The organism is Bifidobacterium sp. CP2, assembly GCF_018555635.1.
Lineage (GTDB): Bacteria > Actinomycetota > Actinomycetes > Actinomycetales > Bifidobacteriaceae > Bifidobacterium > Bifidobacterium saguinibicoloris.
Genome location: NZ_JAFEJX010000003.1, coordinates 90,372 through 112,714, shown reverse-complemented (window position 1 = coordinate 112,714; position 22,343 = coordinate 90,372). Strand labels below are relative to the sequence as shown.

Here is a 22,343-nt window from a genome sequence, read left to right as displayed (position 1 = left end):
GCGCTACTCTAGGGTGTAACCGTGTAGTGACAGGAGCACAACGTGAGCGAGACCGCCCAGACTGAGTTCAACGACAAGACCAACATCAAGGTCGTCGGCGTAGGTGGCGCCGGCGGCAACGCCGTCAACCGCATGATCGCCGAGGGTCTGGCGAACGTTGAATTCGTAGCAGTGAACACCGATGCGAAGGACCTGCTGCGGTCCGACGCCGACGTGAAGATCTCCCTGTCCGACCAGTCCAGCCGCGGTCTCGGCGCAGGAGCCGACCCCGAGAAGGGCGCGAAGGCCGCGCAGGACCACCAGTCCGACATCGAGGAGGCCGTCAAGGGCGCCGATATGGTGTTCGTCACCTGCGGCGAGGGCGGCGGCACGGGAACGGGCGCCAGCCCCATCGTGGCGAGGGCAGCGCATCAGCAGGGCGCGCTCACCATCGCCGTGGTCACCCGTCCGTTCAGCTTCGAAGGGCCCCAGCGTTCCGCCTCCGCGGAGCTTGGCATCGACAATCTCCGTCAGGAGGTCGACGCCCTCATCGTCATTCCGAACGATAGGCTCCTGGAACTGTCCGACCGCTCCATCACCATCATGGACGCGTTCAAGACGGCCGATTCGGCGCTGCTGTCCGGCGTGCAGGGCATCACCGACCTCATCACCTCCAACTCGTACATCCACGTGGACTTCTCCGATGTCACCGCTATCCTGCGCAATGCCGGAACCGCGTTGTTCGGCATCGGTTCGGCGCGCGGCGAGGACCGCGCCACCCAGGCGGCCGAGCTAGCCATCAGCTCGCCGCTTCTCGAGGAGAGCATCGAAGGCGCCCACGGCGCGCTCATCAACGTGGCCGGTCCCACCGACATCGGCCTGCAGGAGGCGTCCGCCGCCGTCGAGCTCGTGCGCAAGGCCATCCACCCCGAAGCCCAGATCATCTGGGGTCTCGCTCTGGACGACGCGTACGGCGACGAAGTGCGCGTCACCGTCATCGCCGCGGGCTTCGACACCGCCAAGCAGGCTGCGATGAACGCCGCCGCCTCGGCGATTCCGCAGCATCAGTCCTCTACGCAGCCGCGCACGACCGCGCAGAGCGCGCCGGCTCCCGCCACGCCCGCGGCACCGGCCGCACCGGCGACGCCGTCGCCGGCCGCACCCGCCGCACCCGAGCAGACGGCTCCCGCAGCCCAGCCGGCCCAGCAGCCTTCGCCGTTCACGTTCGCCCCGTCCACCGGTGCCCCCGCGCAGCCGTACGAGCCGTATCAGCCTGCTCCGGGCGCGGATGACGCCGGCGATCTCGACATCCCCGACTTTCTGCGCTGACGGCGGACACCACACGAGAAAGGATTGAGACATGGCTGGATTCATGAAGAACGCGATGTCCTATCTGGGCATGTCCGACGTCGCCGAGGAGGACGATGACTTCGACGTCGAGGAGGAGCCCGAGACGCCGGCCGAGACGCCCACGTCCTTCGACTCCGACCGCACGGTGACTCCAATGCCCACCAAGCCGTCCGTCTCCTCCTCACCGGCCTCGTCCTCCACCGCCTCGTCGCGAGGAGGCAACCCCTTCCAGGGAAGGCTGAGCCGCATCACCACCATCCACCCGAAGTCCTATGACGATGCGCAGATGGTCGGACGGGCCATCCGCGACGGCGTCCCCGTGGTGCTCAATCTCACCGGCGTGTCCGAGGCGGTGGCCTACCGCATCATCGACTTCTCCGCGGGAGTGGTGTTCGGCGTGCACGGATCCATGGAACGCGTCACCCCGCGTGTGTTCCTGCTCAGCCCCGCGCAGGTGAACATCAAGGTGGAGGAGTCCGCTTCCGCGAACAGCGCGCGAGATCTGTTCGCGGACTGAGCGCATCGGCCGAGCGGATGCGTGGCGTGGCGTCGTCACCAACGACTGTCCACATGCCGGACATGTGTCCGGCATGTCCTTGTGGGAATGACGGTACGTCGTCGGCGAACATGGACGTCCTCATGCGGGGCCGTTGGTAAGTTGGCATCATGCTGTTCCTTATTCTCCAACACGTCGTCGATGGGGTGATCGACGCCTACATCACGGTGCTGTTCATCCGCATGATTCTCGATTGGGTCGCGATACTCGCACCACGCTGGTATCCGCGGGGCATCGTCGCACGTCTCATCGGCGTGGTGTATGACATCACGAATCCTCCGCTCAGGTGGCTCAGACGCTTCATCCCCCCGCTGCGGATGGGGGCTGTCGCGTTGGACATGAGCTTCCTGGTGCTGTATTTCCTGCTCGTTCTCCTCCGCGTTTTCATCTGACACTCATGTAAACGCCGCGAAACCTGCACGAATGACGGGGTACGTGGTAAGGTCATGTCTTGATACATACGTAAGCGAGGCATAGCCCCAAAGCGAGGTGTAGATTTATGGCTCTGTTGACGCCTAAGGACATCAGGGAACGTACTTTCCAGACGGTGCGTTTCAAGGAAGGATACGACGTTGACGAGGTCGACGATTTCCTCGATCAGGTGACGGAGACCGTCGAAGCGCTCGGCAAGCAGGCCGTCGCCGGCGGACAGTCCACCCAGGCATTGGGGCCGGAGGTGACCGCTCTCAACCAGAAGATCTCCGATCTGACGGCTCAGGTGCAGCAGCTGCAGGGTGAGAACGAAAAGCTCAAGGGTGCCGCCCAGCAGGCAGCCGCCAACGGCGACGAGAACGCGCAGGCCGTGGCTTCCAAGCTTCAGGAGGCCGAGGAATCCAACCGCGCGCTGTCCTCCCAGAACGAGCAGCTCAAGGCCCAGGTGGACCAGCTGAACGCGCAGATCGACCAGCTCACCGCGCAGGTCTCCCAGGCGTCCGGCAATCAGGATGCCGTCGCGCAGCAGATCGCGTCCATCCAGCATGAGCGTGACCAGTACCGTGCGCAGAACGAGAAGCTCGGACGTCAGCTCGCCGCGTTCCAGCAGCAGGCCGCCGGCGCGCAGCAGCAGGCCCAGCAGGTGGCCGAGCTGACCCGTCAGCTCGAGGAGTCCAAGCAGCGTGAGAACCAGCTGCGCGAGCAGGTCTCCAAGGTCGAGCCGAACACCGAGACCGGCTCCCTGCAGAAGATCGCCGGCGCCGCCGCCGGAGCGGGCACCGAACCCGAGCGCGCCACCGCCATGCTCACCCTGGCCATGCAGCTGCACGACCAGTACGTGGACAAGGGCAAGGCCAAGGCCAAGGAGATCACTGAGAAGAGCCAGCGCGACTACAACGAGCTCATCGGCAAGGCCAATGACTACAACGACCGCACCCGCGGCGAGGCCGACGAGTACAACAAGCGCATCCACTCGGATGCGGACGCCTACTCCGACCGCACCCGTTCCGACGCCGACGCCTACTCGGTGAAGACCCGTCAGGACGCGGACACTTACCTGACCGACAAGCACAACGACGCCGACCAGTACGAGGCCGAAGTGCAGCGTCGTGCCGCAGAATACGACAAGAAGATCCGCGGCGCCGCCGACGACTACAGCACCAAGACGCGTGCGACGGCCGACGACTACGCCAACCAGGTCCGCGAGAACCTCACCAACGAGTCCAAGCTCATCGAGGGCAACATCCAGGGACTCAAGCAGTTCGAGACCGAATACCGCAGCCGTCTGACCGACTTCCTCGGCCAGCTCATCAACCAGGTTTCGGACACGAACACCTACAACCAGACCGAGCAGTCCGGTCAGTGAGAGCGGACTGAACCCCCGGTATGAACAAGGTTCATGAAGGACGGCTGCGCGTACGCGTGGCCGTCTTTGTTTGCGTTTCACTGATTGCCGTCGTCATCGACCAGGTGACCAAACTCTGGGCGTTGCGTGCGCTCGGGGACGGGCGCACCGTCCCCGTGGTCAAAGGACTGCTGTCGTTGACGCTCGTTCGAAACCCCGGCGCTTCGCTCGGCTTCGGTTCCGGAGCCACATGGGTGATCACGCTGCTGGCCGTCGCCGCATGCGTGGCGTTGGCCGTCCTTGCCGTGCGCACCACATCGATGATGTGGGATGCGGCGTTCGCGCTTGCGTTCGCCGGCGCGTTCGGCAATCTCATCGACCGCGTCGTCTATGCGGAGGGATTCCTCGATGGCAAGGTCGTCGATTTCCTGAATTACGGCTGGTCCGTAGGCAATGTCGCCGACGTGTATCTGGTGGTGGCCGGGGTGGCCATCGTCCTGATGATTCTGCTCAACGTGCCGTTCGACGAGCGTGCGCGTGGCGGGAAGTCCGCAGGCTCAGAACGGGAGCAGGGGGAGGAGACGGCATGAGTCGTCTCGCCCCCGCCCCCGACGCGCTCGTCGGCAAGCGGTTCGACGTCGCGGTGGCCAAGATGCTCGGGGTGTCGCGTTCGAAGGCCGCCGACCTCATCGACACCGGGCAGGCGCGCGTGCTCGGCCGGACGTTGACGAAGTCCGGCATCCTCCAATCGGGGGAGACCGTCGAGTTCGATCTCGCCGAGGAACGCCACGACCCCGAACCCATCGCCGGCGACATGGCCGTCGTCTACGAGGACGACGACGTCGTCGTCGTGGACAAGCCGGTCGGCGTCGCGGCGCACGCCTCCGTAGGATGGACCGGCCCCACGGTGCTGGGCTCCCTGCGCGACCGGGGCGTGCACATCACCTCATATGGGGCCGCGGGACGCGAGGGCATCGTCTCACGCTTGGACGTCGGCACCTCCGGGCTCATGCTCGTCTGCAAGTCCGATCTGGCGTACGTGGAGATGCGGCGGCAGTTCGCCGAGCATGAGGTCGTGAAGACGTACCATGCGCTCGTGCAGGGATGCCTTCGGCAGGACAAGGCCACCATCGAAGCGCCGATCGGACGTGCGAAGGTCTCCGATTTCCGGTTCTGCGTGACGCCCGCCGGCAAACCGGCCGTGACCCACTGGGACGTGATGGAGCGGTTCGGTTCCGAGGCCACCTTGGTCTCCGTGAACCTGGAGACCGGACGTACGCACCAGATCCGCGTGCATTTCTCATCCATCGGACATCCCTTGGTCGGTGACCACATGTATGGTGCCAACCCGGTGCTCGCCGCCGATCTCGGGCTGGAACGCCAGTGGCTGCATGCCATGCAGCTCGAATTCCGGCATCCGCGCACCCACGTGTGGACCACGGTGAAATCGGAGTATCCGGCCGATCTCGCTCATGCGTTGACGGTGATGCGTGAACGGCATGAGGAGCCAGGCCGTTCCTCCAATTGATGTCGACGTCCGGCCGGGTATGCGCATACGGTCACGTCATGCCGGGCAGCAGCGGCACGATATGGACGACGAAGCCGAACACCGCCAGCGGCGTCGCCGCGAGCACGGTCCCCGCGATGGCCAGGGCCATTCCCGAGCCGGCGGCGGATGGTGACGGAACGGCGCCGCGACGTGTCCGAACGATCTGCACCATGCATGCCACTGACAGGCCGAGTGCCACGATGGACACGAGTGGGCACAGCCATACGGCCATCATGCCCGTCAGGAACAGTATGAACGCTCCTCGGCCGGTTCCGGGAACCCCCACGGTTCCCAGCACCGCCAGTATGAGCAGCAGCATCGCCATGCATGCGGCGACGAATGCGGGAATGGCCAGTTGGTTGCGCCTCATCGCGTCTCCTTGGTCTCGATCGATTCCGAGAACCGCACGGCCGATGCCGTGCGGTTCGTTCCATCGTGAACGCGATGTGTGGGGGAGCGCAAGGGCTCCGGAGGATTGTGGATAGAACCCTGACGAATCTTCACATTTCGCCGGTGTCGTCCGTTGCGTCCGAACCGTCTGTCGCGTCTGTTGCGCGTGACGTGTCCGATGTGTCCGGTGCGTTCGATGCGGCGTCGTCACCGGATCCTCCGTGATGGTCGGCGTACAGTTCGGTGAGCTCCTTTCCTGTGTTACGCAGCATGGCGCGCAGATGTTCCGGAGCGAGCACCTCGATCTGTCCCGATTTCGCGTATTGCAGCACCCACCAGAGCGTGGCCTGTTCCCCGGCCCGGATGTGCACGTCCCATACGTCGTCGCTGATGCGCTCGACCCGTGCGTCCTCGAACCAGTCGTACAGGGGCTCGAGGTTTTTCTTGATCCGCAGATGGATGGGCACGGCCTTGCCTTTGACCGGGTAGGGGCGTTCATCCATGTGGCGTGCGATGCCGAACGGTTCGCCCGGAACGTCGCTGAAACTGTCAAGCGTGCGTTCGAGCGAATGGTCCTCGCCGCTGATGGAGAGGTCCCGGAACCGTTCCACATGCAGGTAGGAGAGGTCCTTGTACGGGCGCATGTGGCACACGAGATAATATTTGTTGTTCTTGTAGCGCAGGTCGTACGGGTCGGCGTGGTAGAGACGCATGCCGCCGTCACGACTGCGCCGGGGCACGAGGTTGCCGTCCATATCGTACGTGCAGTAGTGGAAGGTGATGGCGCGCTCGTGCGCGATGGCGTCGTTGAGCAGTTCGATGTTGTTGAGGAACTCCGTGTTGTAGTTCTTCGGGGTGTCCAACTGCGCCAGGCCGCGCAGCTGGCCGGACCGGCCTGCGAACGAGTAGATCTTCGCGACGAGGTCGCGCAGATAGTCCCCGTCCGAACGGGACATGAGCGCTCCATCCGTGAGCAGACGCATCTGGGCCGTGTCGAACACCGGTTCGATGTACCAGCCCGGACGGGGGTCAGCGCTTTCCGCGTGGGCGAGTTCATGGCGTTCGATGCGTCCGACCCTGCGGCCGAATGGGGTCATCGCCTCGAGGGTCTTCAGATGCGTGCGTACGGTCTTCTCGTTGACGCCGAGTTCGCCCGCGATCCATGCGGCACTGACGCCATGCTCACGATCGGTGTGGCGGTCGAGCAGCTCGAGAATCTCCACCACGGTCTGCGCGGTGGATTGCGTCCCCTGTCTGCCCGCCACACGTCGGTGGTCTCCGCTCAAGGCATCGGTCATCGTCGGTCCCCTCTCGGCACGCAGTCCCGTCCGCCGCGGCATGGGGCGGACATACCTCTCCATGGTACGCGTGGGACGCCGTGGAAGGCAATGCGGTCGATGCCGTGCGGTCGCACAGGCGTGGTGCGATATATGGTCGTCACGGATTCCGACGCGTCGGAATGCGGTAGGGTGACGGAAACGACGCTGCCATGAAAGGACGGTCGATGATGCCTGTTGCCGTTGCGCACTGCGGCCCCATATCCGCGCCGACATTGGGTCTGCCCGTCTCGATGGCGGTGCCGGAGACGAAGGGGACGCTGCCCAAGACGATGTTTCTGAGACTTCCCGTCTCCGCAAAACTCAGACAGCGGCTGCAGACCGAAATCGAATCGGTCACGATGCTCGCGATCATGAGACCGGACAACGCCGACGTCGCCGCGGGGAGCGGCAGGATTCCGGAGATTCTCGTCATCGGGCTGAAACTCACCGGACGGACCGAAACGGTGCCGGTCGAACTCGTCGAACTCATCTCGTCGATCCGCAGTCGGTCCGGCATCGTGTTCGCGTGCGTGCGCGACGTGCCGCACGAAGGAACGAATCGTGAGGAGTGTGCGCTCGCCGTCCGCCGTGCCGTGCCTGTCAAGCCGGGACGCCCCGCCGTCGCGAAGGTGTATGCGGGACGGTGGAAGCCGGCCGATGGGATGCGGCTGGAACGGAACGGCGACACGATGGACGCGTTGTGGGATTCGCTGTGCGCGCAGACGATTGTGGACGATGCGGACGGCACGGGCCTTGACGAGTGCATCGCAAGGCGTGATCTGCTGGAACGGCTCGTCGCCGAGGAGGCGAAGCTCGTGAGGGACCATCAGCGCGCGAAGAACCCGGCCCAACGCAACGAGATCTACGCGCGTCTGCATAAGGTCCGGGCCCGTATCGCGCAGCTCGAGAGCTGTTGAGCTGCGCGATACGGGGCCTCAGGACCGGTGTTACGGTGTCAGTGGCCGACAGAACTGAGAAATGCGCGGATGTCGGCGATCTCCATGTCGCCGACGGCATGCCCCATCCCCGCGTATTCGCGCGATTCGAGACGACCGGTCGCATCGAGCACGCGGTGCGCCGCGCGCTGGTCGTCGAAGGGGATCGTATGGTCCTCGGAGCCGTAGAGCAGCAGGAAGCGCGTGTCGCCGGCGATCCCCGTACCGTCGGTCTTTTCCTCGCCCTTGAACGACGGGCTCATCAGAATCGCCGCGTCGAACACATGCGGATGCTCGCGCACGAGACGGTACGACAGGTATCCGCCCTGCGAGAAGCCGACGAGGATCTTCCGGCGCGTGGCGAACATCGGTGAATCGAGCAGCGAGACCACGGCGTCGCCAACGGCGGAGCACGCGGTGCGGCGCTCGTCGACGCCGCAACCATCCGGATACCAGTAGGCGCCGCCCATGTAGGCTCGGTCGGTCGTGCCATGGAACGAGAGGTAGCTGGGACCCCGGCCGGTTCCTGCGTACACGGCGTCGATGATGCGGATCATCTCGTGCTCGTCGTTGCCATACCCATGGAACATGACGAACAACCGGTCGTCGGACCGGTCTCCGTCATGCGGGTCGTTCACCTGACAGACCATCTTCAGCCGCATGGACATCATCCTTTCCTTCCGGGGCCCGGGACTCCCGGTCAGTCCTCCTCGTGCCAGTGCGGATCCTGCGCGAAGGAACGGCCTTCGGGATTGTCCATGGCGGCGAAGTCCTTCATGTCCTGCTCATCGAGCGTGAAACCGGTCAGATCGAGGTTGGCGCGCTGGCGCTCGCGGTTCATCGACTTCGGGATGGCCACGTCGCCGAGCTGGACATGCCAGCGCAGGATGGCGGCCACGGGGGAGACGCCGTGCTTGGCGGCGATGCGTGTGACGGTCGGGTCCTTGAGCATCTGGTTGGCGCGGCCGAGTGGGCTCCATGCCTCGGTGATGATGCCGTGGGCGTCGTCGTAGGCGCGCTGTTCGGTCTGTTGGAAGTACGGGTGCAGCTCGATCTGGTTGACCGACGGGGTAACGCCGGTGGCGCGGATGAGCAGGTCGATGTGGCCGGGCAGGAAGTTGCTCACGCCGATATGCTTCACGATGCCCTGCTTCTGGGCGTCGACGAGCGCCTGCCATGCCTCCACGAACCGGCCCTGCGAAGGGTTCGGCCAGTGGATGAGGTACAGGTCGATGTAGTCGAGGCCCATGCGTGCCACTGACTCCTCGATGGCGATGCGCGCCTGATCGTACTGATGGTGGCGGCCGGGCAGCTTCGAAGCGACGATGATGTCCTCGCGTGGTACGGCGGATTCGCGGATCGCCTTGCCGACCACGCCCTCGTTCTCGTAGTTGAACGCCGAATCGAGCAGCCGGTATCCGACCTCGAGCGCCGAGCTGATGGCCTCGACGCCGGCGAAGCCGTTCACTTTGTATGTGCCGAAGCCGATGGCCGGCAGTTCCAGCCCGTCATGCGCGCGACGCGTGGGAATGGCCGGTGGTTCGAGCAATGCAGCCATGGTGGGTCCTCCGTTGGTGTGAATGGAGCTGTATCGTCGATTCTGATTCTAGGACCCGTATGATGCGCGTCGGGTGCGCATCCTCGTTGGGCGAACGCCGCGACACGCCGAAGCGGTGCGGATACCGGTAGATATGTACCGGCATGCGGATTGCGCCTGATGATGTCTTCCAAGGAGGTGCGGTCATGGAACAACTGAATGATGGATACCACAGCCTATTCAATGGGAAGGTGTTCGATCGCGGGCAGGCGTATTACGACGCCGGCAAGGTCGATGCGCCAATGGAGATCGCCGAAGGGCTGTGGCATGCCGTGGTGCGAGGCGAGGAGGAGTATCAGGTCGACGTGCGGCTGCGCCACGGCAAGGTGGTCTCCGCCGCATGTACATGCCCGTATGCCCAAGGGTCACCTACTGCAAGCATGTGGCCGGCGTGCTGATCGCCATGGACGAGCGTTCAAGGCCCGGTACGCTTCCGACGTCCGCTGCCTCGCCCCTCGTGGGCATGTATGCCATTGAGACGTTCCCCGCGTGGCGCGGCTTCGGGGAGACTGAATGGCGTATGGTCCGGAGTCTTCTGGAACGGCTGTTTTGCCTTTCGGATCTGGGCAAACTGCTGCTTCATGACGAACTGACGATACTGGGCGACCTCGCCCATGCGGAGAAGGACGATATCCCCACGGGGGAGAGCGCGCATGACCGGGAGGTGCGTCGCCGCAAGGCCAGACGTGCCCATGATAATGATTTCGAGCCACGCTCACACACCATGGCCGAGGAGCATGCGTCGACAAGACGCAGGCGAGACAAGGATTGGGAAGCCGATGTGGCATTGGCGAACATGCGTCTCATGGTGCCGTTCGTCAGACCGGCCAGATTGGACGAACTGCCGCATACCTGGATGACGTTCCTGGAGGCCGCCTACGAGCATTTGAAAGACGTCGAAGGACTGCGACGGCTGTATGCGTACTACATCCTCATCGCCCAGACCTATCCGGAGGCGGTCTACGTGGAACGGCTCCGGTACATCAGCGGTGAGCATTGGGAGGAAGACCGGGATCTGATCGTCTCCCTGTGCGAGAAGCAGCGCCGCGGTCTGATGTGGCCGGCGGTGAACCCGGCCTACGAACGTCTGCTGCGTGAGGATCGATTGGCCGATGCCGCGATGAAATACACAAGGTTGAAATCCCCGGACGTGATGGTGCGTATGCTCGACGTCATCGCATTGGACCCGCAGCACGCGCAGGAGGCGTTGCGGCGTCTGTGCGAGGTGCTTCAGGACCCGGATTCGGTGCTGTATGAATCCGACGATGCGCGGTCCGCGAAGCGTGTGGGACGGTGGATCCGCAAGATCGAGGCGGTCTACGGCTTCGAACAAGCCGCCGCATGCAGCGAGGACATCATCAGCATGTTCCCGCATCGTTCGGAGCTGCGGGCCGAACTATCCGAATACCTTAGGACCGTTGATGAGCGTACGCGAGATTCCACATCGGACGAGGGGACATCGGACGCGAATCATCCGGATGAAACCGAAGCGGACGGAACAATGATGAACGAAACGACGGCGGATGAGGCCGCACCGGTCGACGGTGCGTCGGATGACGGAGCACCGGATGAGACGGCGGGTGCGGGCGAAGGCCAATCGGATGAGATGCCGCGACAGGAGGAACCGGAACGATGAACGACATCGAACAGCGGAACGGGACGGACGGTCCGGCCATCATAGGCGACGGTTCGGCGGGCCGCGAGCTTTACGCATACATCTATGACCATTTCGGAGGGCATGCGTTCACCCGCGACGAGACGACCGACTACAGCATGATCACCGACGTGCAGGGCTGGGAGTGGATACGAGCCTTCATGGAGCGTCTGCTCGCCATGGACGACCTCGAAAGGGCCGTGACCGTGGACAACGCGCGCCACGCCGACCGGCTGTTCCAATACTGCGGATGCGGCGGCGACGATGAACGGGCCGTCCCACGGGTGCTGAACCCGCCAAGCATCTGCTGGACCTGGCTGGAAGCCGCGTACGAACGATTGGGCGATGCGGACGGGCTGCGACGCCTGTACTCGTATCGCATCATCACCAGCAGGGACGACGGGCGCATCGGGACGGAGGAGTCCAATCGCGCCGTGAGGAGACTGATTCGCTCGCTGCGCGAACTCGCAGGAGACGAGTGGTCCGACTGCGTGCGGCGCATCGTCGACCTGCAGCAGCGTTACCACGGCAACCCCATGGTCCACGGGAGGAACCCCGCATACGAGATGCTCCTGAAACAGGAGAGGCTCGGCGAGGCCGCATGGGAGTACTGCCGGTCGAGAAACCGCGATCTGCGAGCCGACGCGGTCATCGACGAACTGTTCGCCGTCATGGCGGAATCTGATGCCGAACAGGCGTGCGCACTGCTGCTGGAACCGTTGCATGACGCCGATTCCCCGCTCATGCGCGCGGACATGCAGGAACACATTGAACGTATCTGCACCGTATTGCGTCGCCTGGCCGATTCACTCGGTCCGGACAGGATGCGGACCGAGACGGATCTGCTACTGCGGCGCTACAGGCGCCGCAAGGCGCTGCGTGAGGCGTTGGAACGGTTGCTCCGTGAATACGACGGGCGGCAGATGGTGAATATGAACGAACGGTGACGCGCGGGCGACGGATGGGTGCGTCGCGCGTCGGCGAAATGGTCTATAGTCGGATAGGTCACGTTAGTGGCCACCTTATCCGCTTCAACGCACGAAAGGTGAGCCGTGTCAACTCCACAAGAGCCGGCGGAGACGCCGATGATTGGTAAGAGCGTCATCTCCCTCGACGACCTCTCCATCCCCCAGATCCAGGACCTGCTGCACAAGGCGCAATACATCGATTCCCATCGCAGGGAAGTGGCGCACGCGTGCGACGGCAGGGTGCTCGCCACGTTGTTCTACGAGCCGTCCACCCGCACCCGTCTGAGCTTCGAGACCGCGATGCTGCGTCTCGGCGGCAAGGTCATCGGCTTCGCCGGCGCGCAGCTCGCCTCCGTCACCAAGGGCGAGTCCATCGCCGACACCCTGAAGACCGTCTCCAACTACGTCGACGTCGTCGCCATCCGCCATCCGAAGGAAGGCGCGGCCCTCGTCGCCTCCCGTGCCGCGAGCGTACCCGTCATCAACGCGGGCGACGGCGGCCACATGCACCCGACGCAGACGCTCGCCGATCTCGCGACCCTCCAGTCCCGCTTCGGCCGCGTCACCAACCTGACCGTCGGCCTGTGCGGCGACCTCATGTTCGGCCGCACCGTGCATTCGCTCATCGAGACGCTGTGTCGCTTCGGCAACGTGAACTTCGTGCTCATCAGCCCCGACGAGCTCAAGACCCCGCAGTATGTGCTCGACCGCATCGATGCCACCCCGTCCTGCTCCTACGTGGAGGTCAAGGACCTTGTCTCCGTGATCGGCGACCTCGACGTGCTGTACATGACCCGCGTGCAGAAGGAACGATTCTTCAACGAGGACGACTACCTGCGTCTTCGTGACACCTACATCCTCGACGAGGACAAGCTCTCCCACGCCAAGAAGGACATGGCCGTGCTGCACCCGCTGCCGCGCGTCAACGAGATCGCCGTGGAAGTCGATGACGATCCGCGCGCCGCCTACTTCGAACAGGTGAAGAACGGCATGCTCATGCGCATGGCGCTCGAAAGCACCGTGATGGGCGACGAACTGCCCGGATACGAACCGCTCGAGACCAAGGAGGTCCAGGCCTGATGGAAGTCACCAGCATCGTCAACGGCATCATCATCGACCACGTGCCGGCGGGCACCGCGCTCAAGGTGCTCGACTACCTCAAGATCGATCCGGCGAAGACCAAGCTCGCCCTCATCATGAACACCGACAGCCACCTCTACGGCTCGAAGGACATCATCAAGATCGAGGACCGTGACGGCGAGGAGAACCCGCGCATCGACCTCGACGTGCTCGGCCTCGTGGCCCGCACCGCGACCGTCGGCATCGTGCGCGGCGGCCACATCGTCGAGAAGAAGACCCCGACGCTGCCCGAGCACGTCGTCAACATCCTCACCTGCCGCAACCCGCGCTGCGTGACCACCACCGAACGCGGCATCGACCAGATGTTCCACCTGACGCACTCCGAGCGTCAGGAGTACCGCTGCGACTACTGCGACGAGGAAGCCAAGCTGTGAATCCGTCGTCCCGGATCCGGCGGAGCCGCCCCGGGACGATTCGTAGCCCCAAGGAGAGCCAATGCTTACGCTGCGCAACATCAAGGTGTGGGACACCGACGAGATCATCGACCTGAAGGTGCCCACGGACGGGACGTTGTTCGAGGACGGCGCGCGAGGCGCCGACGGCTCGGCGACGGCCGACGACATCGAGATCGACGCCACCGGACTGACCCTCGCACCGGGATTCGCCGACCCGCACGTCCACTTCCGCGACCCCGGCCAGACCTACAAGGAGTCGATGATCTCCGGTTGCGCGGCGGCGGCCTCCGGCGGCTACACCGACGTGCTCATCATGCCGAACACCGTGCCCGCCATGGACGGCGAACGAATCTCCGACCCGGCCGCTCCGGGCGCGAAGGAGGTGCTCGACGCCGGCTATGACACCGTCATCGACTACCTCCAGCACTACGGGACCGTCCACGGCGTGAACCTGCCGGTACGCTACGACCTGTGCGTGTGCGCGTCCAAGGGTCGTGCTGGCCACGAAGCCACGGATTTCGCGAAGTGGCGCCGGTACATGCCCGGCGTCGACGACGAGACGAAGGATGCCGGCCAGCTCGACCACCCCGTCACCGCAATCAGCGACGACGGTTCGGCCGTCACTCCCGAGACCCTCGACGATGTGCTCGCGCTGGCCAAGGCGAGCGGATTGACACTGATCGAGCACTGCGAACACCACGACACCGGCGCCGTCAACGAGGGCCCCGTCTCCCGCGAACTCGGCGTGCCGGGCATCCCCGAGGACACCGAGCTCAAGGTCGTCGCGCGCGACATCGCCAAGGCCCGCGAGACCGGAGTCCACATCCACTTCCAGCACGTGAGCACCGCGATCTCCTTCGAAGCGATCCGCGCAGCCAAGGCCGAAGGCCTGCCGATCACCTGCGAGACCGCGCCCCACTACCTCGCGCTGAGCGATGAGGCGCTGCTCGAATACGGCACCCTCGCCAAGATGAACCCGCCGCTTCGTTCAGAGGCCGACCGCAAGGCCACCATCGCGGCCATCGCCGACGGCACCGTCGACCTCCTCGCCACCGACCATGCGCCGCACACGATGGAGGAGAAGGAACGCGGCTTCCTCGAAGCCCCCAACGGCATCATCGGCCTCGAATGCGCATACGGCGTATGCCACTCGCGTCTCGTCGACGGCGGCTTCATCTCCGACAAGCGCCTCATCGAGCTGATGAGCGTCGAGCCGATGCGGCTGATGGGCCACGAGCCCACCGACGTCAACGCCCTGCTCGACCGCGAGACCGACGCCTCCCGTGAACCGGACGCCAAGCGTGTGCTCGACCTCTCGGCCGTACGCGACGAGACCGCCGACGGCATCGGCCTGGTCGTGCTCGACACGGCCGCCGAATGGACCATCGACCCGGAGGCGTTCCATTCGAAGGCGCGCAACACCCCATTCGGCGGATGGAAGGTCACCGGCCGTCCGCTCGCCACCATCATCGGCCGCAACCTCGCGTTCAGCCGAATCTGACCGCAACCGCGACCGAACCCGTCCGAGGACGGAACCGATCCGGAAACGACTCCCAGGAGGAAACAACCATGGACCGTCTCATCGACGCGATCGAGGCGACGCAGAACCCCAGCGTCGTCGGGCTTGACCCCACCGAGGCGCTCGTGCCGCCGCAGGTCGTCGCGAGCTTCGCCGAGGAGGTGCGTGACTCCGTCGACACCCCCGAAGAGGTGCCCGCCGCACAGCTCGCCGTCGCCTTCTACGAGTTCAACCGCACCATCATCGATGCGGTCGCCGGCATCGTGCCCGCCGTCAAGCCGCAGATCGCCATGTACGAGGCGCTCGGCCCCGCCGGCGTCGACGTGTACACGATGACCTGCGAATACGCGGTCCAGCAGGGACTGTACGTGCTCGCCGACGCCAAGCGTGGCGACATCGGCTCAACCGCCGCCGCCTACGCGCGCATGCTCACCGGAGTCGAAGGCCACGACTCGTGGCATGTGGACGCCGTGACCGTCAATCCGTACCTCGGCACCGACGGCATCACCCCGTTCGTCGACGCCGCCAAGCAGACCGACAAGGACCTGTTCGTGCTGGTGCGCACCTCCAACCCGTCCTCGAGCGAGCTGCAGATGCTCGACCTGGCCGACGGATCCAAGGTGTACGAGCACGTCGCTGACCTCGTCGAAGGCTGGGGCACCGACACGATCGGAAGCCACGGCTACTCGCGCGTGGGCGCGGTCGTCGGCGCCACCCATCCCGAGGAGGGCAAGGCGCTGCGTGCACGTATGCCGCACACCTTCTTCCTCGTGCCCGGCTACGGTGCACAGGGCGGCACCGCCGCCGACGTGCGAGGCATGTTCGACAAGGACGGATTCGGCGCCATCGTCAACTCCTCACGCGGCATCATCGGCGCGTGGAGGAAGCATGGCGGCTACGCCGAATCCATGTCCGCCGACGATGCAATCGCCCTCGTCTTCGACAGCGCCCGCGACGCCGCCATCGCCATGCGCGACGACCTGCGCGCCGTGCTGTAGGCCGTCCGGAGCCTCCGATCCGTCTCCCGACACCTCCGATTCATCCCTCACCCGAACCATCCTTCGACAAGGAGCATGATGACCGCCACCTTCACCCCGACCTATGACGTGGTGGACGAGGCCGTCGCGGCCGGGTACTTCCCGCCGCGCCACCCCGTCGAGATCACCCGCGTCGAGACGCTTGCCGACCGCGTGACGCGCCTCACCTTCCGTGATCCCTACATCGCGAAGCACGCCCGTCCCGCCCAGTTCGTGAACCTGTTCACCAACGATCCGCTGATGCCGATGCCGCGCCCGTTCGGCGTCAGCGAGGTCCACGACGACGAGGTGAGCGTGATCTTCGCCGTCGTCGGCAAAGGCACTGCCGAATTCGCCGGCCTCGAACCCGGCGACCCGCTGCAGGTGCTCGGCCCGCTCGGACGTCCGTTCAACACCAAGCAGGCCGCCCATTACGTGCTCGTGGCCGGCGGCCTCGGCGTGCCGCCGCTCATCTATACCGCCCAGTGCCTCGCCGAGGACCCGGCGATGAGGACCACCGCCGTGTTCGGCTATCGAGACGAGCATTTCGCCGACCGGTTCGTCGCACCGTTCGCGGACTCCACCGTAAGCATCGACGAGTCCGAAGGCAACGTCATCACGCTGCTCGACCGTCTTGAAGCCTCCGGAGACCTTCATGCCGAAGGGTTGGAGACCATGATCCTCTCCTGTGGTCCGCTGCCGATGATGAAGGCCGTCGCCGCATGGGCCGCCAAGCGGGGCCTCGCCTGCCAGCTGAGCATGGAGCAGCGCATGGGCTGCGGCTACGGCACCTGCGTGCTGTGCACCGTCGACACCGTCGACGGCCGACTCAAGGTGTGCGCCGACGGACCGGTGTTCACCCGCGAACAGCTCGGATGGGGGGAGTGAGCATGACCGGGACCACTTCGAACGGCAAGCACATCAACCTGTATGAGAAGCATGAGTGGAAGCACCCCACCCAGGTGGCGGGCGTCACCTGGAAGAACCCGGTCGGCACCGCCTCCGGCACGTTCCAGTATGCGGCCGTGCGCTGGTTCTACGACGTGAGCCAGCTCGGCGCCGTCTCCACCAAGGGCTGCTCGCCCGTACCGTGGGAGGGCAATCCGTCCCCGCGCACCGCGGAGGGGCCTGCCTCCAACATCAATGCCGTCGGCCTGCAGAACCCCGGCGTCGACCATTACCTCGAGGACGACCTGCCCAAGCTCAAGCAGGCGGGCGCCACGGTCGTCGCCAATGTGGCAGGCCACAGCGACGACGATTACGCGGCCGTCGTCGCTAAACTTGCCGACTCCGATGCCGACATGCTCGAGATCAACGTGAGCTGCCCGAACGTGACCCACGGCGGCATGAGCGTCGGCACCGACCCGGTGGCCCTCGCCAAGCTCATGGACCGGCTTCGCCCGATGACCGACAAGCCGATGATCATCAAGCTCACGCCGAACGTCACCGACATCACCGTGCCGGCGCGCGCGGCCGTCGAACACGGCGCCGACGCGCTGAGCATGATCAACACGCTGCTCGGCATGCGCATCAACATCCACACCGGCGAACCGATCATCGCCAACGTCACCGGCGGCGTGTCCGGGCCTGCCGTCCTGCCGGTCGGCCTCGTGGCCGTCTACCGCACGCGCACCGTGTTGCCGGAGATTCCGATCATCGGCATCGGCGGCATCGACTCCGGCGAGAAGGCGCTCGAATACCTGTATGCCGGCGCGAACGCCGTCGAAGTGGGAGCCGCCGCGCTGTTCGATCCGGTCGCGCCCCTGCGCGTCGCTCGCGAGCTCGACGACCTGCTCGACGAACGTCCGGAACTCGCCGCCAAGCTCGCCGCGGGCGAGACCTGGCGCTGACCATCGCACACCACGCAACCCGTTCCAAGGAAGGGAAACCCTATGATTGACACCGCATCGCTCGACATCCGCTTCACGCAGTTCCTGCTCGAGGCGCAGGCCCTCAAATTCGGCGAGTTCACGCTGAAGTCCGGCCGCAAGTCCCCGTACTTCATCAACGCCGGCGCGTTCAACGACGGCACGAAGATCGCCACGCTCGGCGCGTTCTACGCCGAGAAGGTCGCCACTGAGATCGAGACCGGACGTCTCCCGAAGGACATCGATACCGTGTTCGGCCCGGCCTACAAGGGCATCCCGCTGGCCGTGTCCACCGCCATCGCGCTCACCTCCGCGCACGGTATGGAGATCGGCTACACGTTCGACCGCAAGGAGAAGAAGGACCACGGCGACGGTGGCATGATGGTCGGCACCCAGCTCAAGGACGGCATGAAGGTGCTGCTCGTCGACGACGTGATGACCGCCGGCACCGCCGTACGCGAGGTTATCCCCAAGCTCAAGACCGAGGCGGACGTCGAGGTCGTGGGTCTCGTGCTCTCCGTCGACCGCATGGAGAAGACCAAGGACTCCGACACCTCCGCCGTCAAGGCCGTCGAAGCCGAGTTCGGCTTCCCCGTGTTCGCCATCGCCAACGTGCGCGAGATCTTCGAGGCCGGCCAGCACATCGAGACGACGTCCGGCGAACCGTATGTGACCCCGGAGATCAAGGCCGCGGCGGACGCGTACCTCGCACGGTACGGCGCCTGATTCCCGTCATCCCCTGTCAGCGGACACGACGGTGGGAACGCCGACGCGTCACGTACGCATCGCCACGAAACCCCGGCCCTCCCGGCTGGGGTTTCGTGCGTTCCGGAGTCTGCGGAACGTGCCGCCCACGCATCGTCCGACGGGTGTTTCCGTTCCTCGGCCACCTATAATGGCATCGGTGAACGTCGCAAGATGAGGGAAGGGAAGTCATCATGCTGTGGATTGCGGTGGTTGTGGGGTTCATCGCGGTGGTGGCGTTGTGCGCCGTGTTCGGGGTGCAGCATCATCTTGACGACAAGGCGGACAGGCTGTCGCATGGCGACGAGACCGACCGCGAATATGCGCGCGAGATGCGCGAGGTGTCGCACAAGATGGATCAGGGCAGGTATTTCCCGTTCTGATCGCACGTCACGGGTCACGCACGACGGTCGGTCTCGTCCGTGGAAGCGTACGATGGAGGTGATTCACGTCCTCGACGAGGGAGTCCGTCATGGGGAACATCACCGATGACATCCGCACGCGGTTCGATACGTTCGCCGCGTCGTCGTTCAACGAGACGGACAGTCTCGCGTTGTCCCAATTGGCGTATGCGCGTATGCCCGACAACGTGCCGCGGTACCGGCCCGACGAAGCCGGCCTGCCTACCGTGCCGCTGCGCGACCTGCTGCGCGCCGAATGCTACGAGGCGATGTTCGGCCGCGTGTGGTCGCCGCCTCTCAACGTCGACCTGCTGCGCGCGATGGCCGAAAGTCCGAGATGGCGTGGGTTGCGTGTCGGCGCATATGTGGACGAGTTCGATCCCGAGACCACGAAGCAGTTCGCCGCGTGCGCGTTCGACGTGGGGGATGGCTCCCTGTACGTCGCCTTCCGCGGCACCGACAGTTCGATCGTCGGGTGGAAGGAGGACTTCACGATGGCGTTCCGGCGTCCGGTCGCCTCGCAGGAGTCCGCCGTCCGGTACCTGACCGACATCGCCGCACGATGGGACGGGCCGATTGCGGTCGGTGGCCACTCCAAAGGCGGCAACCTCGCGGTCTACGCCGCCGCCTGCGCGCCCGCCGACGTGAGACGCCGCATCACGGGCGTCTACTCGCACGACGGCCCGGGCTTCGACGAGGCGTTCTTCGCGACGCCCGGTTACGCGGACATCGCTCCCAAGGTCCATAAGTCGGTGCCGGAGTCGTCGATCATCGGCATGCTGTTCGAATCGCGCGAGGACGCCGCCGATGGCTACACGGTGGTGAACAGCGACGGCCTCGGCATCATGCAGCACTTCGCCCTGCACTGGCAGGTGGCGGACGGCACGTTCGTGCGCGCCGACGGGCTTGACGCGGGCGCACGATACGCGGCGCGTACGCTGAACGACTGGATGGCGCGTTACGACGACGAGCGTCGACGCCTCTTCATCGAAGGATTGTTCGCCGTACTGGAGGCCGGTGGACGGGCCGTCGCCCCGGACGGCGGGCACGCCACCTTCGGTGAACTCTCCTCGCACTGGACGCAGGCGTTGCCGGTCATGCTCGCCACCGCCCGCGGCATCGACTCCGAGGACCGGAGCGTGATGCTCGACGTGCTCAAGGGCTTCGCCGCGACGGCCGCCACGTCGGTGACCGCCGTGATTCCCACGGGCAGATAGCGGCTATGCGAAAGGCTCCCCGAAGGGAGCCTTGGGATGTCGCGGGACCGGGAGAACGGCGCCGGAGCGACGTCGCCGACGCGCCTGCGGACGATTAGTCGATGAGCTTGTAGCCGTGGCTCGACACGACCGACTTCAGCTTGTCGAGGTAGTTTTCGGCGGCGGCGGAGAGCTTGGCGCGCTCGTTGGTGATCCAGCCGACGAGCATCGTCTCGTCGGAGTCGAGCGGGACCGTGCAGATCTTCTCGTTGTTGAGGTCGCCGTTGTCGATGCCGGTGCACACCGTGTAGCCGTTGAGGCCGATGATGAAGTTCAGGATCGTGGCGCGGTCGGTCACGTTGATCTGCTTGGGGGAGTAGTCCGGCCAGACCGCCTCCTCGGCGAAGTAGAACGAGCCGTCCTCGCCCTGCTCGTACTGGATGAACGGGAAGGGCTTGAGGTCCTTCATCGTGACGACCTTCTTCGTGGCGAGCGGGTTCGTGCGCGCCAGGAACACGTGCAGCGGGGCGCGGAACAGTGCATGGAACTCCAGATGCTTTTCGCGCAGGAGCTTGCCGATGACGTCCTTGTTGAAGTCGGACAGGTAGATGATGCCGACGTCGGAGCGCATGTTGGCGACCGAGTCGATGATGTCGCGCGTGCGCGTCTCGCGGATCGTGAACTCGTACTCGTCGGACTTGATGGAATTGATCATCTCGACGAACGCCTCGACCGCGAACATGTAGTGCTGCGTGGAGACGGTGCACAGCTGCTTGCGCGGCTTCGCGTTCTTGTAGCGCTCCTCGAGCAGCGACGCCTGATCGAGGACCTGACGCGCGTAGGTGAGGAACTCCGCGCCGTCGACCGTCAGGGCGATGCCCTGCGAGGAGCGGGTGAAGATCTCGATGCCGAGCTCCTTCTCGAGCTCCTTGACGGAGGAGCTCAGCGCGGGCTGGGAGACGTAGAGTTCGTGGGAGGCCTCGTTCATCGAACCGCATTCGACGATCTTGACGATGTATTTGAGTTGCAGAAGCGTCATAAACACCGGTTATACCAGCAGGTCTGGCCGGCGGTCGTGGTTATAACGGGGAATGTTCGTGATGACGAACGGCATGTGAGACGGGCCGGTCGTCTGGGTGCTCGGAACGGGGCTCTCCGGCATCCGTTTCGGCGGAAGGGCGGATATACGGCGAAGGCGCCGTCTGCGATCGCAGACGGCGCCTTGATGAATCGGCCTTCGGTCACGGATCGGACGGCGATGAACCATGCCGGTCCGTAATGGGCTCAGGCTTCCTTCGTCTTCGCCATGAACAGGATCACGGCGTGCGCGAGCAGCGCGCCGTAGGCGAGGAACGTCAGGAGCAGAATGCCGATGCCGTACACCTCGACGGCGTTGAGGATTTCGGTGAGCAGCTCCACGCCGGCGCCGGCGCACAGGATGATGAAGCCGGCCATGCGGTACCACGGCAGGGTCCTGACCGTGTTGATGCCGAACGCGAACAGGGCGACGGCGAGCGTCAGGTACGACCACGGGGTGAAGTAGACGATCAGCGTGGCCGCGGCGTGGCTGTTGAAGACGGCGCTGCCGACCAGCAGGTGGATGAACGACTGCAGCGTATCGATGCCCATGAACACCACCATGAGGATGAGGCTCAGCTTGGTGGTCTTGGCCACGTCGAGGGTGTCGAGGAAGTTCGGCGCCTGCTGCGCCGGCGCGGTCGGCTGGGTGGGGTAGCCCGGCTGCGGCGCCGCGTAGTTGGTGTAGCCCGGCTGCGCGGGCTGCCCGGCGGGGGCGTTGTACTGCTGTCCGGTCTGCGCGTACTGTCCGGTGGTGTACGCGGGGGCGCCGGTGGGAGCCGGAGCCGCGGGCTGCTGCGGAACCGCCGGCTGGGGCGGGGTCTGCGGATTCTGCGGGTACGGCTGCTGTGGAACGGTCATCATGTCCTTCTTTCACTGCATGGACTTTTCCTACGGTTCCTAGAGTAGCGCT

General features: G+C 65.0%; 25 protein-coding genes. 19 read left to right on the top strand and 6 right to left on the bottom strand.

The annotated features are described in order from the left end of the window. Window positions 1–42 precede the first annotated feature (42 nt). The 6 genes from ftsZ (at window position 43) to JS531_RS03135 (ending at window position 5,190) form a co-directional block, all read left to right on the top strand. On the top strand, window positions 43–1,308 hold the full coding sequence (gene ftsZ / locus JS531_RS03160) for a cell division protein FtsZ (RefSeq protein WP_214312536.1): 1,266 nt from the start codon (window positions 43–45) through the stop codon (window positions 1,306–1,308). Between the two features lie 31 nt (window positions 1,309–1,339). Next, window positions 1,340–1,846, top strand: coding sequence for a cell division protein SepF (locus tag JS531_RS03155; RefSeq protein ID WP_214312534.1), 507 nt, complete (start codon window positions 1,340–1,342; stop codon window positions 1,844–1,846). A gap of 149 nt (window positions 1,847–1,995) precedes the next feature. Further along, window positions 1,996–2,277, top strand: coding sequence for a YggT family protein (locus JS531_RS03150; protein WP_214312532.1), 282 nt, complete (start codon window positions 1,996–1,998; stop codon window positions 2,275–2,277). A 107-nt stretch (window positions 2,278–2,384) separates the two neighbouring features. Beyond that, window positions 2,385–3,683: a DivIVA domain-containing protein gene (locus JS531_RS03145; RefSeq protein ID WP_214312530.1), complete on the top strand. Its 1,299-nt coding sequence runs from the start codon at window positions 2,385–2,387 to the stop codon at window positions 3,681–3,683. Between the two features lie 20 nt (window positions 3,684–3,703). Next, the gene (lspA, locus tag JS531_RS03140) at window positions 3,704–4,252 is read left to right on the top strand and encodes a signal peptidase II (protein ID WP_214312522.1); all 549 of its coding nucleotides are present in this window, start codon (window positions 3,704–3,706) and stop codon (window positions 4,250–4,252) included. After that, on the top strand, window positions 4,249–5,190 hold the full coding sequence (locus JS531_RS03135) for an RluA family pseudouridine synthase (RefSeq protein ID WP_214312519.1): 942 nt from the start codon (window positions 4,249–4,251) through the stop codon (window positions 5,188–5,190). The genes lspA and JS531_RS03135 overlap by 4 nt, the downstream gene beginning before the upstream one ends. A 31-nt stretch (window positions 5,191–5,221) precedes the next feature. Here JS531_RS03135 and JS531_RS03130 read toward each other — a convergent pair whose 3' ends face one another. Both JS531_RS03130 and JS531_RS03125 read right to left on the bottom strand, forming a co-directional pair. Beyond that, window positions 5,222–5,581, bottom strand: coding sequence for a hypothetical protein (locus JS531_RS03130; RefSeq protein ID WP_214312517.1), 360 nt, complete (start codon window positions 5,579–5,581; stop codon window positions 5,222–5,224). Between the two features lie 130 nt (window positions 5,582–5,711). Further along, on the bottom strand, window positions 5,712–6,899 hold the full coding sequence (locus JS531_RS03125; protein WP_214312516.1) for a WYL domain-containing protein: 1,188 nt from the start codon (window positions 6,897–6,899) through the stop codon (window positions 5,712–5,714). Window positions 6,900–7,105: 206 nt separating this feature from the next. Here JS531_RS03125 and JS531_RS03120 point away from each other — a divergent pair, with 206 nt between their 5' ends. Beyond that, the gene (locus JS531_RS03120) at window positions 7,106–7,837 is read left to right on the top strand and encodes a DUF4391 domain-containing protein (protein ID WP_214312515.1); all 732 of its coding nucleotides are present in this window, start codon (window positions 7,106–7,108) and stop codon (window positions 7,835–7,837) included. Between the two features lie 38 nt (window positions 7,838–7,875). Here the strand turns inward: JS531_RS03120 and JS531_RS03115 are convergent, their stop codons facing one another. Beyond that, window positions 7,876–8,523, bottom strand: a complete 648-nt coding sequence (locus tag JS531_RS03115) for a dienelactone hydrolase family protein (protein WP_214312900.1) — start codon at window positions 8,521–8,523, stop codon at window positions 7,876–7,878. A gap of 32 nt (window positions 8,524–8,555) precedes the next feature. Further along, entirely contained in the window at window positions 8,556–9,404 is an 849-nt protein-coding gene (locus JS531_RS03110; protein WP_214312891.1) for an aldo/keto reductase, read from the bottom strand. Window positions 9,405–9,598: 194 nt separating this feature from the next. Between JS531_RS03110 and JS531_RS03105 the strand changes: the two genes are divergently transcribed. The 12 genes from JS531_RS03105 to JS531_RS03050 all read left to right on the top strand — a co-directional run bounded on the left by JS531_RS03105 (window position 9,599) and on the right by JS531_RS03050 (window position 20,374). Then, complete coding sequence (locus JS531_RS03105) at window positions 9,599–9,850, top strand: hypothetical protein (RefSeq protein WP_214312513.1); 252 nt, start codon at window positions 9,599–9,601, stop codon at window positions 9,848–9,850. Between the two features lie 122 nt (window positions 9,851–9,972). After that, a complete protein-coding gene (locus tag JS531_RS03100) occupies window positions 9,973–11,088 on the top strand; it encodes a hypothetical protein (protein WP_214312511.1) in 1,116 nt (371 codons plus the stop codon). Next, the gene (locus tag JS531_RS03095; RefSeq protein ID WP_214312509.1) at window positions 11,085–12,053 is read left to right on the top strand and encodes a hypothetical protein; all 969 of its coding nucleotides are present in this window, start codon (window positions 11,085–11,087) and stop codon (window positions 12,051–12,053) included. The genes JS531_RS03100 and JS531_RS03095 overlap by 4 nt, the downstream gene beginning before the upstream one ends. Before the next feature lie 138 nt (window positions 12,054–12,191). After that, on the top strand, window positions 12,192–13,154 hold the full coding sequence (gene pyrB, locus JS531_RS03090; protein WP_214312889.1) for an aspartate carbamoyltransferase: 963 nt from the start codon (window positions 12,192–12,194) through the stop codon (window positions 13,152–13,154). Then, window positions 13,154–13,588 (top strand): aspartate carbamoyltransferase regulatory subunit, encoded by a 435-nt coding sequence (locus JS531_RS03085; RefSeq protein WP_214312507.1) that lies wholly within the window; start codon window positions 13,154–13,156, stop codon window positions 13,586–13,588. The genes pyrB and JS531_RS03085 overlap by 1 nt, the downstream gene beginning before the upstream one ends. A gap of 61 nt (window positions 13,589–13,649) precedes the next feature. After that, complete coding sequence (locus tag JS531_RS03080; protein ID WP_214312505.1) at window positions 13,650–15,110, top strand: dihydroorotase; 1,461 nt, start codon at window positions 13,650–13,652, stop codon at window positions 15,108–15,110. Window positions 15,111–15,178: 68 nt separating this feature from the next. After that, window positions 15,179–16,126 (top strand): orotidine-5'-phosphate decarboxylase, encoded by a 948-nt coding sequence (gene pyrF / locus JS531_RS03075; RefSeq protein ID WP_214312503.1) that lies wholly within the window; start codon window positions 15,179–15,181, stop codon window positions 16,124–16,126. 75 nt (window positions 16,127–16,201) lie between these two features. Next, a complete protein-coding gene (locus JS531_RS03070; RefSeq protein WP_214312501.1) occupies window positions 16,202–17,032 on the top strand; it encodes a dihydroorotate dehydrogenase electron transfer subunit in 831 nt (276 codons plus the stop codon). Then, window positions 17,020–17,994, top strand: a complete 975-nt coding sequence (locus JS531_RS03065) for a dihydroorotate dehydrogenase (protein ID WP_214312499.1) — start codon at window positions 17,020–17,022, stop codon at window positions 17,992–17,994. Before JS531_RS03070 ends, JS531_RS03065 begins: the two co-directional genes overlap by 13 nt. A gap of 42 nt (window positions 17,995–18,036) precedes the next feature. Further along, the gene (gene pyrE / locus JS531_RS03060) at window positions 18,037–18,738 is read left to right on the top strand and encodes an orotate phosphoribosyltransferase (RefSeq protein WP_214312497.1); all 702 of its coding nucleotides are present in this window, start codon (window positions 18,037–18,039) and stop codon (window positions 18,736–18,738) included. Between the two features lie 212 nt (window positions 18,739–18,950). Next, entirely contained in the window at window positions 18,951–19,139 is a 189-nt protein-coding gene (locus JS531_RS03055) for a hypothetical protein (RefSeq protein ID WP_214312495.1), read from the top strand. An 89-nt stretch (window positions 19,140–19,228) separates the two neighbouring features. Then, window positions 19,229–20,374 carry a DUF2974 domain-containing protein gene (locus tag JS531_RS03050; RefSeq protein ID WP_214312493.1) on the top strand — a complete coding sequence of 382 codons (1,146 nt, stop codon included), beginning with the start codon at window positions 19,229–19,231 and terminating at the stop codon, window positions 20,372–20,374. A gap of 94 nt (window positions 20,375–20,468) precedes the next feature. Here the strand turns inward: JS531_RS03050 and JS531_RS03045 are convergent, their stop codons facing one another. Then, on the bottom strand, window positions 20,469–21,392 hold the full coding sequence (locus JS531_RS03045) for a LysR family transcriptional regulator (protein WP_214312491.1): 924 nt from the start codon (window positions 21,390–21,392) through the stop codon (window positions 20,469–20,471). 245 nt (window positions 21,393–21,637) lie between these two features. Next, complete coding sequence (locus tag JS531_RS03040; protein ID WP_214312489.1) at window positions 21,638–22,294, bottom strand: DUF2076 domain-containing protein; 657 nt, start codon at window positions 22,292–22,294, stop codon at window positions 21,638–21,640. Window positions 22,295–22,343 lie beyond the last annotated feature (49 nt).

Bases quoted from the DNA above. Each gene is read 5' to 3' on its own strand.
- pyrB (WP_214312889.1), top strand. From the start codon at position 12,192: ATGATTGGTAAGAGCGTCATCTCCCTCGACGACCTCTCCATCCCCCAG.
- JS531_RS03065 (WP_214312499.1), top strand. From the start codon at position 17,020: ATGGGGGGAGTGAGCATGACCGGGACCACTTCGAACGGCAAGCACATC.
- pyrF (WP_214312503.1), top strand. From the start codon at position 15,179: ATGGACCGTCTCATCGACGCGATCGAGGCGACGCAGAACCCCAGCGTC.
- JS531_RS03045 (WP_214312491.1), bottom strand. From the start codon at position 21,392: ATGACGCTTCTGCAACTCAAATACATCGTCAAGATCGTCGAATGCGGT.
- JS531_RS03120 (WP_214312515.1), top strand. From the start codon at position 7,106: ATGATGCCTGTTGCCGTTGCGCACTGCGGCCCCATATCCGCGCCGACA.
- JS531_RS03145 (WP_214312530.1), top strand. From the start codon at position 2,385: ATGGCTCTGTTGACGCCTAAGGACATCAGGGAACGTACTTTCCAGACG.
- JS531_RS03155 (WP_214312534.1), top strand. From the start codon at position 1,340: ATGGCTGGATTCATGAAGAACGCGATGTCCTATCTGGGCATGTCCGAC.
- JS531_RS03130 (WP_214312517.1), bottom strand. From the start codon at position 5,581: ATGAGGCGCAACCAACTGGCCATTCCCGCATTCGTCGCCGCATGCATG.
- JS531_RS03100 (WP_214312511.1), top strand. From the start codon at position 9,973: ATGGTCCGGAGTCTTCTGGAACGGCTGTTTTGCCTTTCGGATCTGGGC.
- JS531_RS03070 (WP_214312501.1), top strand. From the start codon at position 16,202: ATGATGACCGCCACCTTCACCCCGACCTATGACGTGGTGGACGAGGCC.
- JS531_RS03050 (WP_214312493.1), top strand. From the start codon at position 19,229: ATGGGGAACATCACCGATGACATCCGCACGCGGTTCGATACGTTCGCC.
- JS531_RS03095 (WP_214312509.1), top strand. From the start codon at position 11,085: ATGAACGACATCGAACAGCGGAACGGGACGGACGGTCCGGCCATCATA.
- JS531_RS03135 (WP_214312519.1), top strand. From the start codon at position 4,249: ATGAGTCGTCTCGCCCCCGCCCCCGACGCGCTCGTCGGCAAGCGGTTC.
- JS531_RS03150 (WP_214312532.1), top strand. From the start codon at position 1,996: ATGCTGTTCCTTATTCTCCAACACGTCGTCGATGGGGTGATCGACGCC.
- JS531_RS03105 (WP_214312513.1), top strand. From the start codon at position 9,599: ATGGAACAACTGAATGATGGATACCACAGCCTATTCAATGGGAAGGTG.
- JS531_RS03115 (WP_214312900.1), bottom strand. From the start codon at position 8,523: ATGTCCATGCGGCTGAAGATGGTCTGTCAGGTGAACGACCCGCATGAC.
- JS531_RS03040 (WP_214312489.1), bottom strand. From the start codon at position 22,294: ATGATGACCGTTCCACAGCAGCCGTACCCGCAGAATCCGCAGACCCCG.
- JS531_RS03080 (WP_214312505.1), top strand. From the start codon at position 13,650: ATGCTTACGCTGCGCAACATCAAGGTGTGGGACACCGACGAGATCATC.
- JS531_RS03085 (WP_214312507.1), top strand. From the start codon at position 13,154: ATGGAAGTCACCAGCATCGTCAACGGCATCATCATCGACCACGTGCCG.
- JS531_RS03125 (WP_214312516.1), bottom strand. From the start codon at position 6,899: ATGACCGATGCCTTGAGCGGAGACCACCGACGTGTGGCGGGCAGACAG.
- JS531_RS03055 (WP_214312495.1), top strand. From the start codon at position 18,951: ATGCTGTGGATTGCGGTGGTTGTGGGGTTCATCGCGGTGGTGGCGTTG.
- lspA (WP_214312522.1), top strand. From the start codon at position 3,704: ATGAACAAGGTTCATGAAGGACGGCTGCGCGTACGCGTGGCCGTCTTT.
- pyrE (WP_214312497.1), top strand. From the start codon at position 18,037: ATGATTGACACCGCATCGCTCGACATCCGCTTCACGCAGTTCCTGCTC.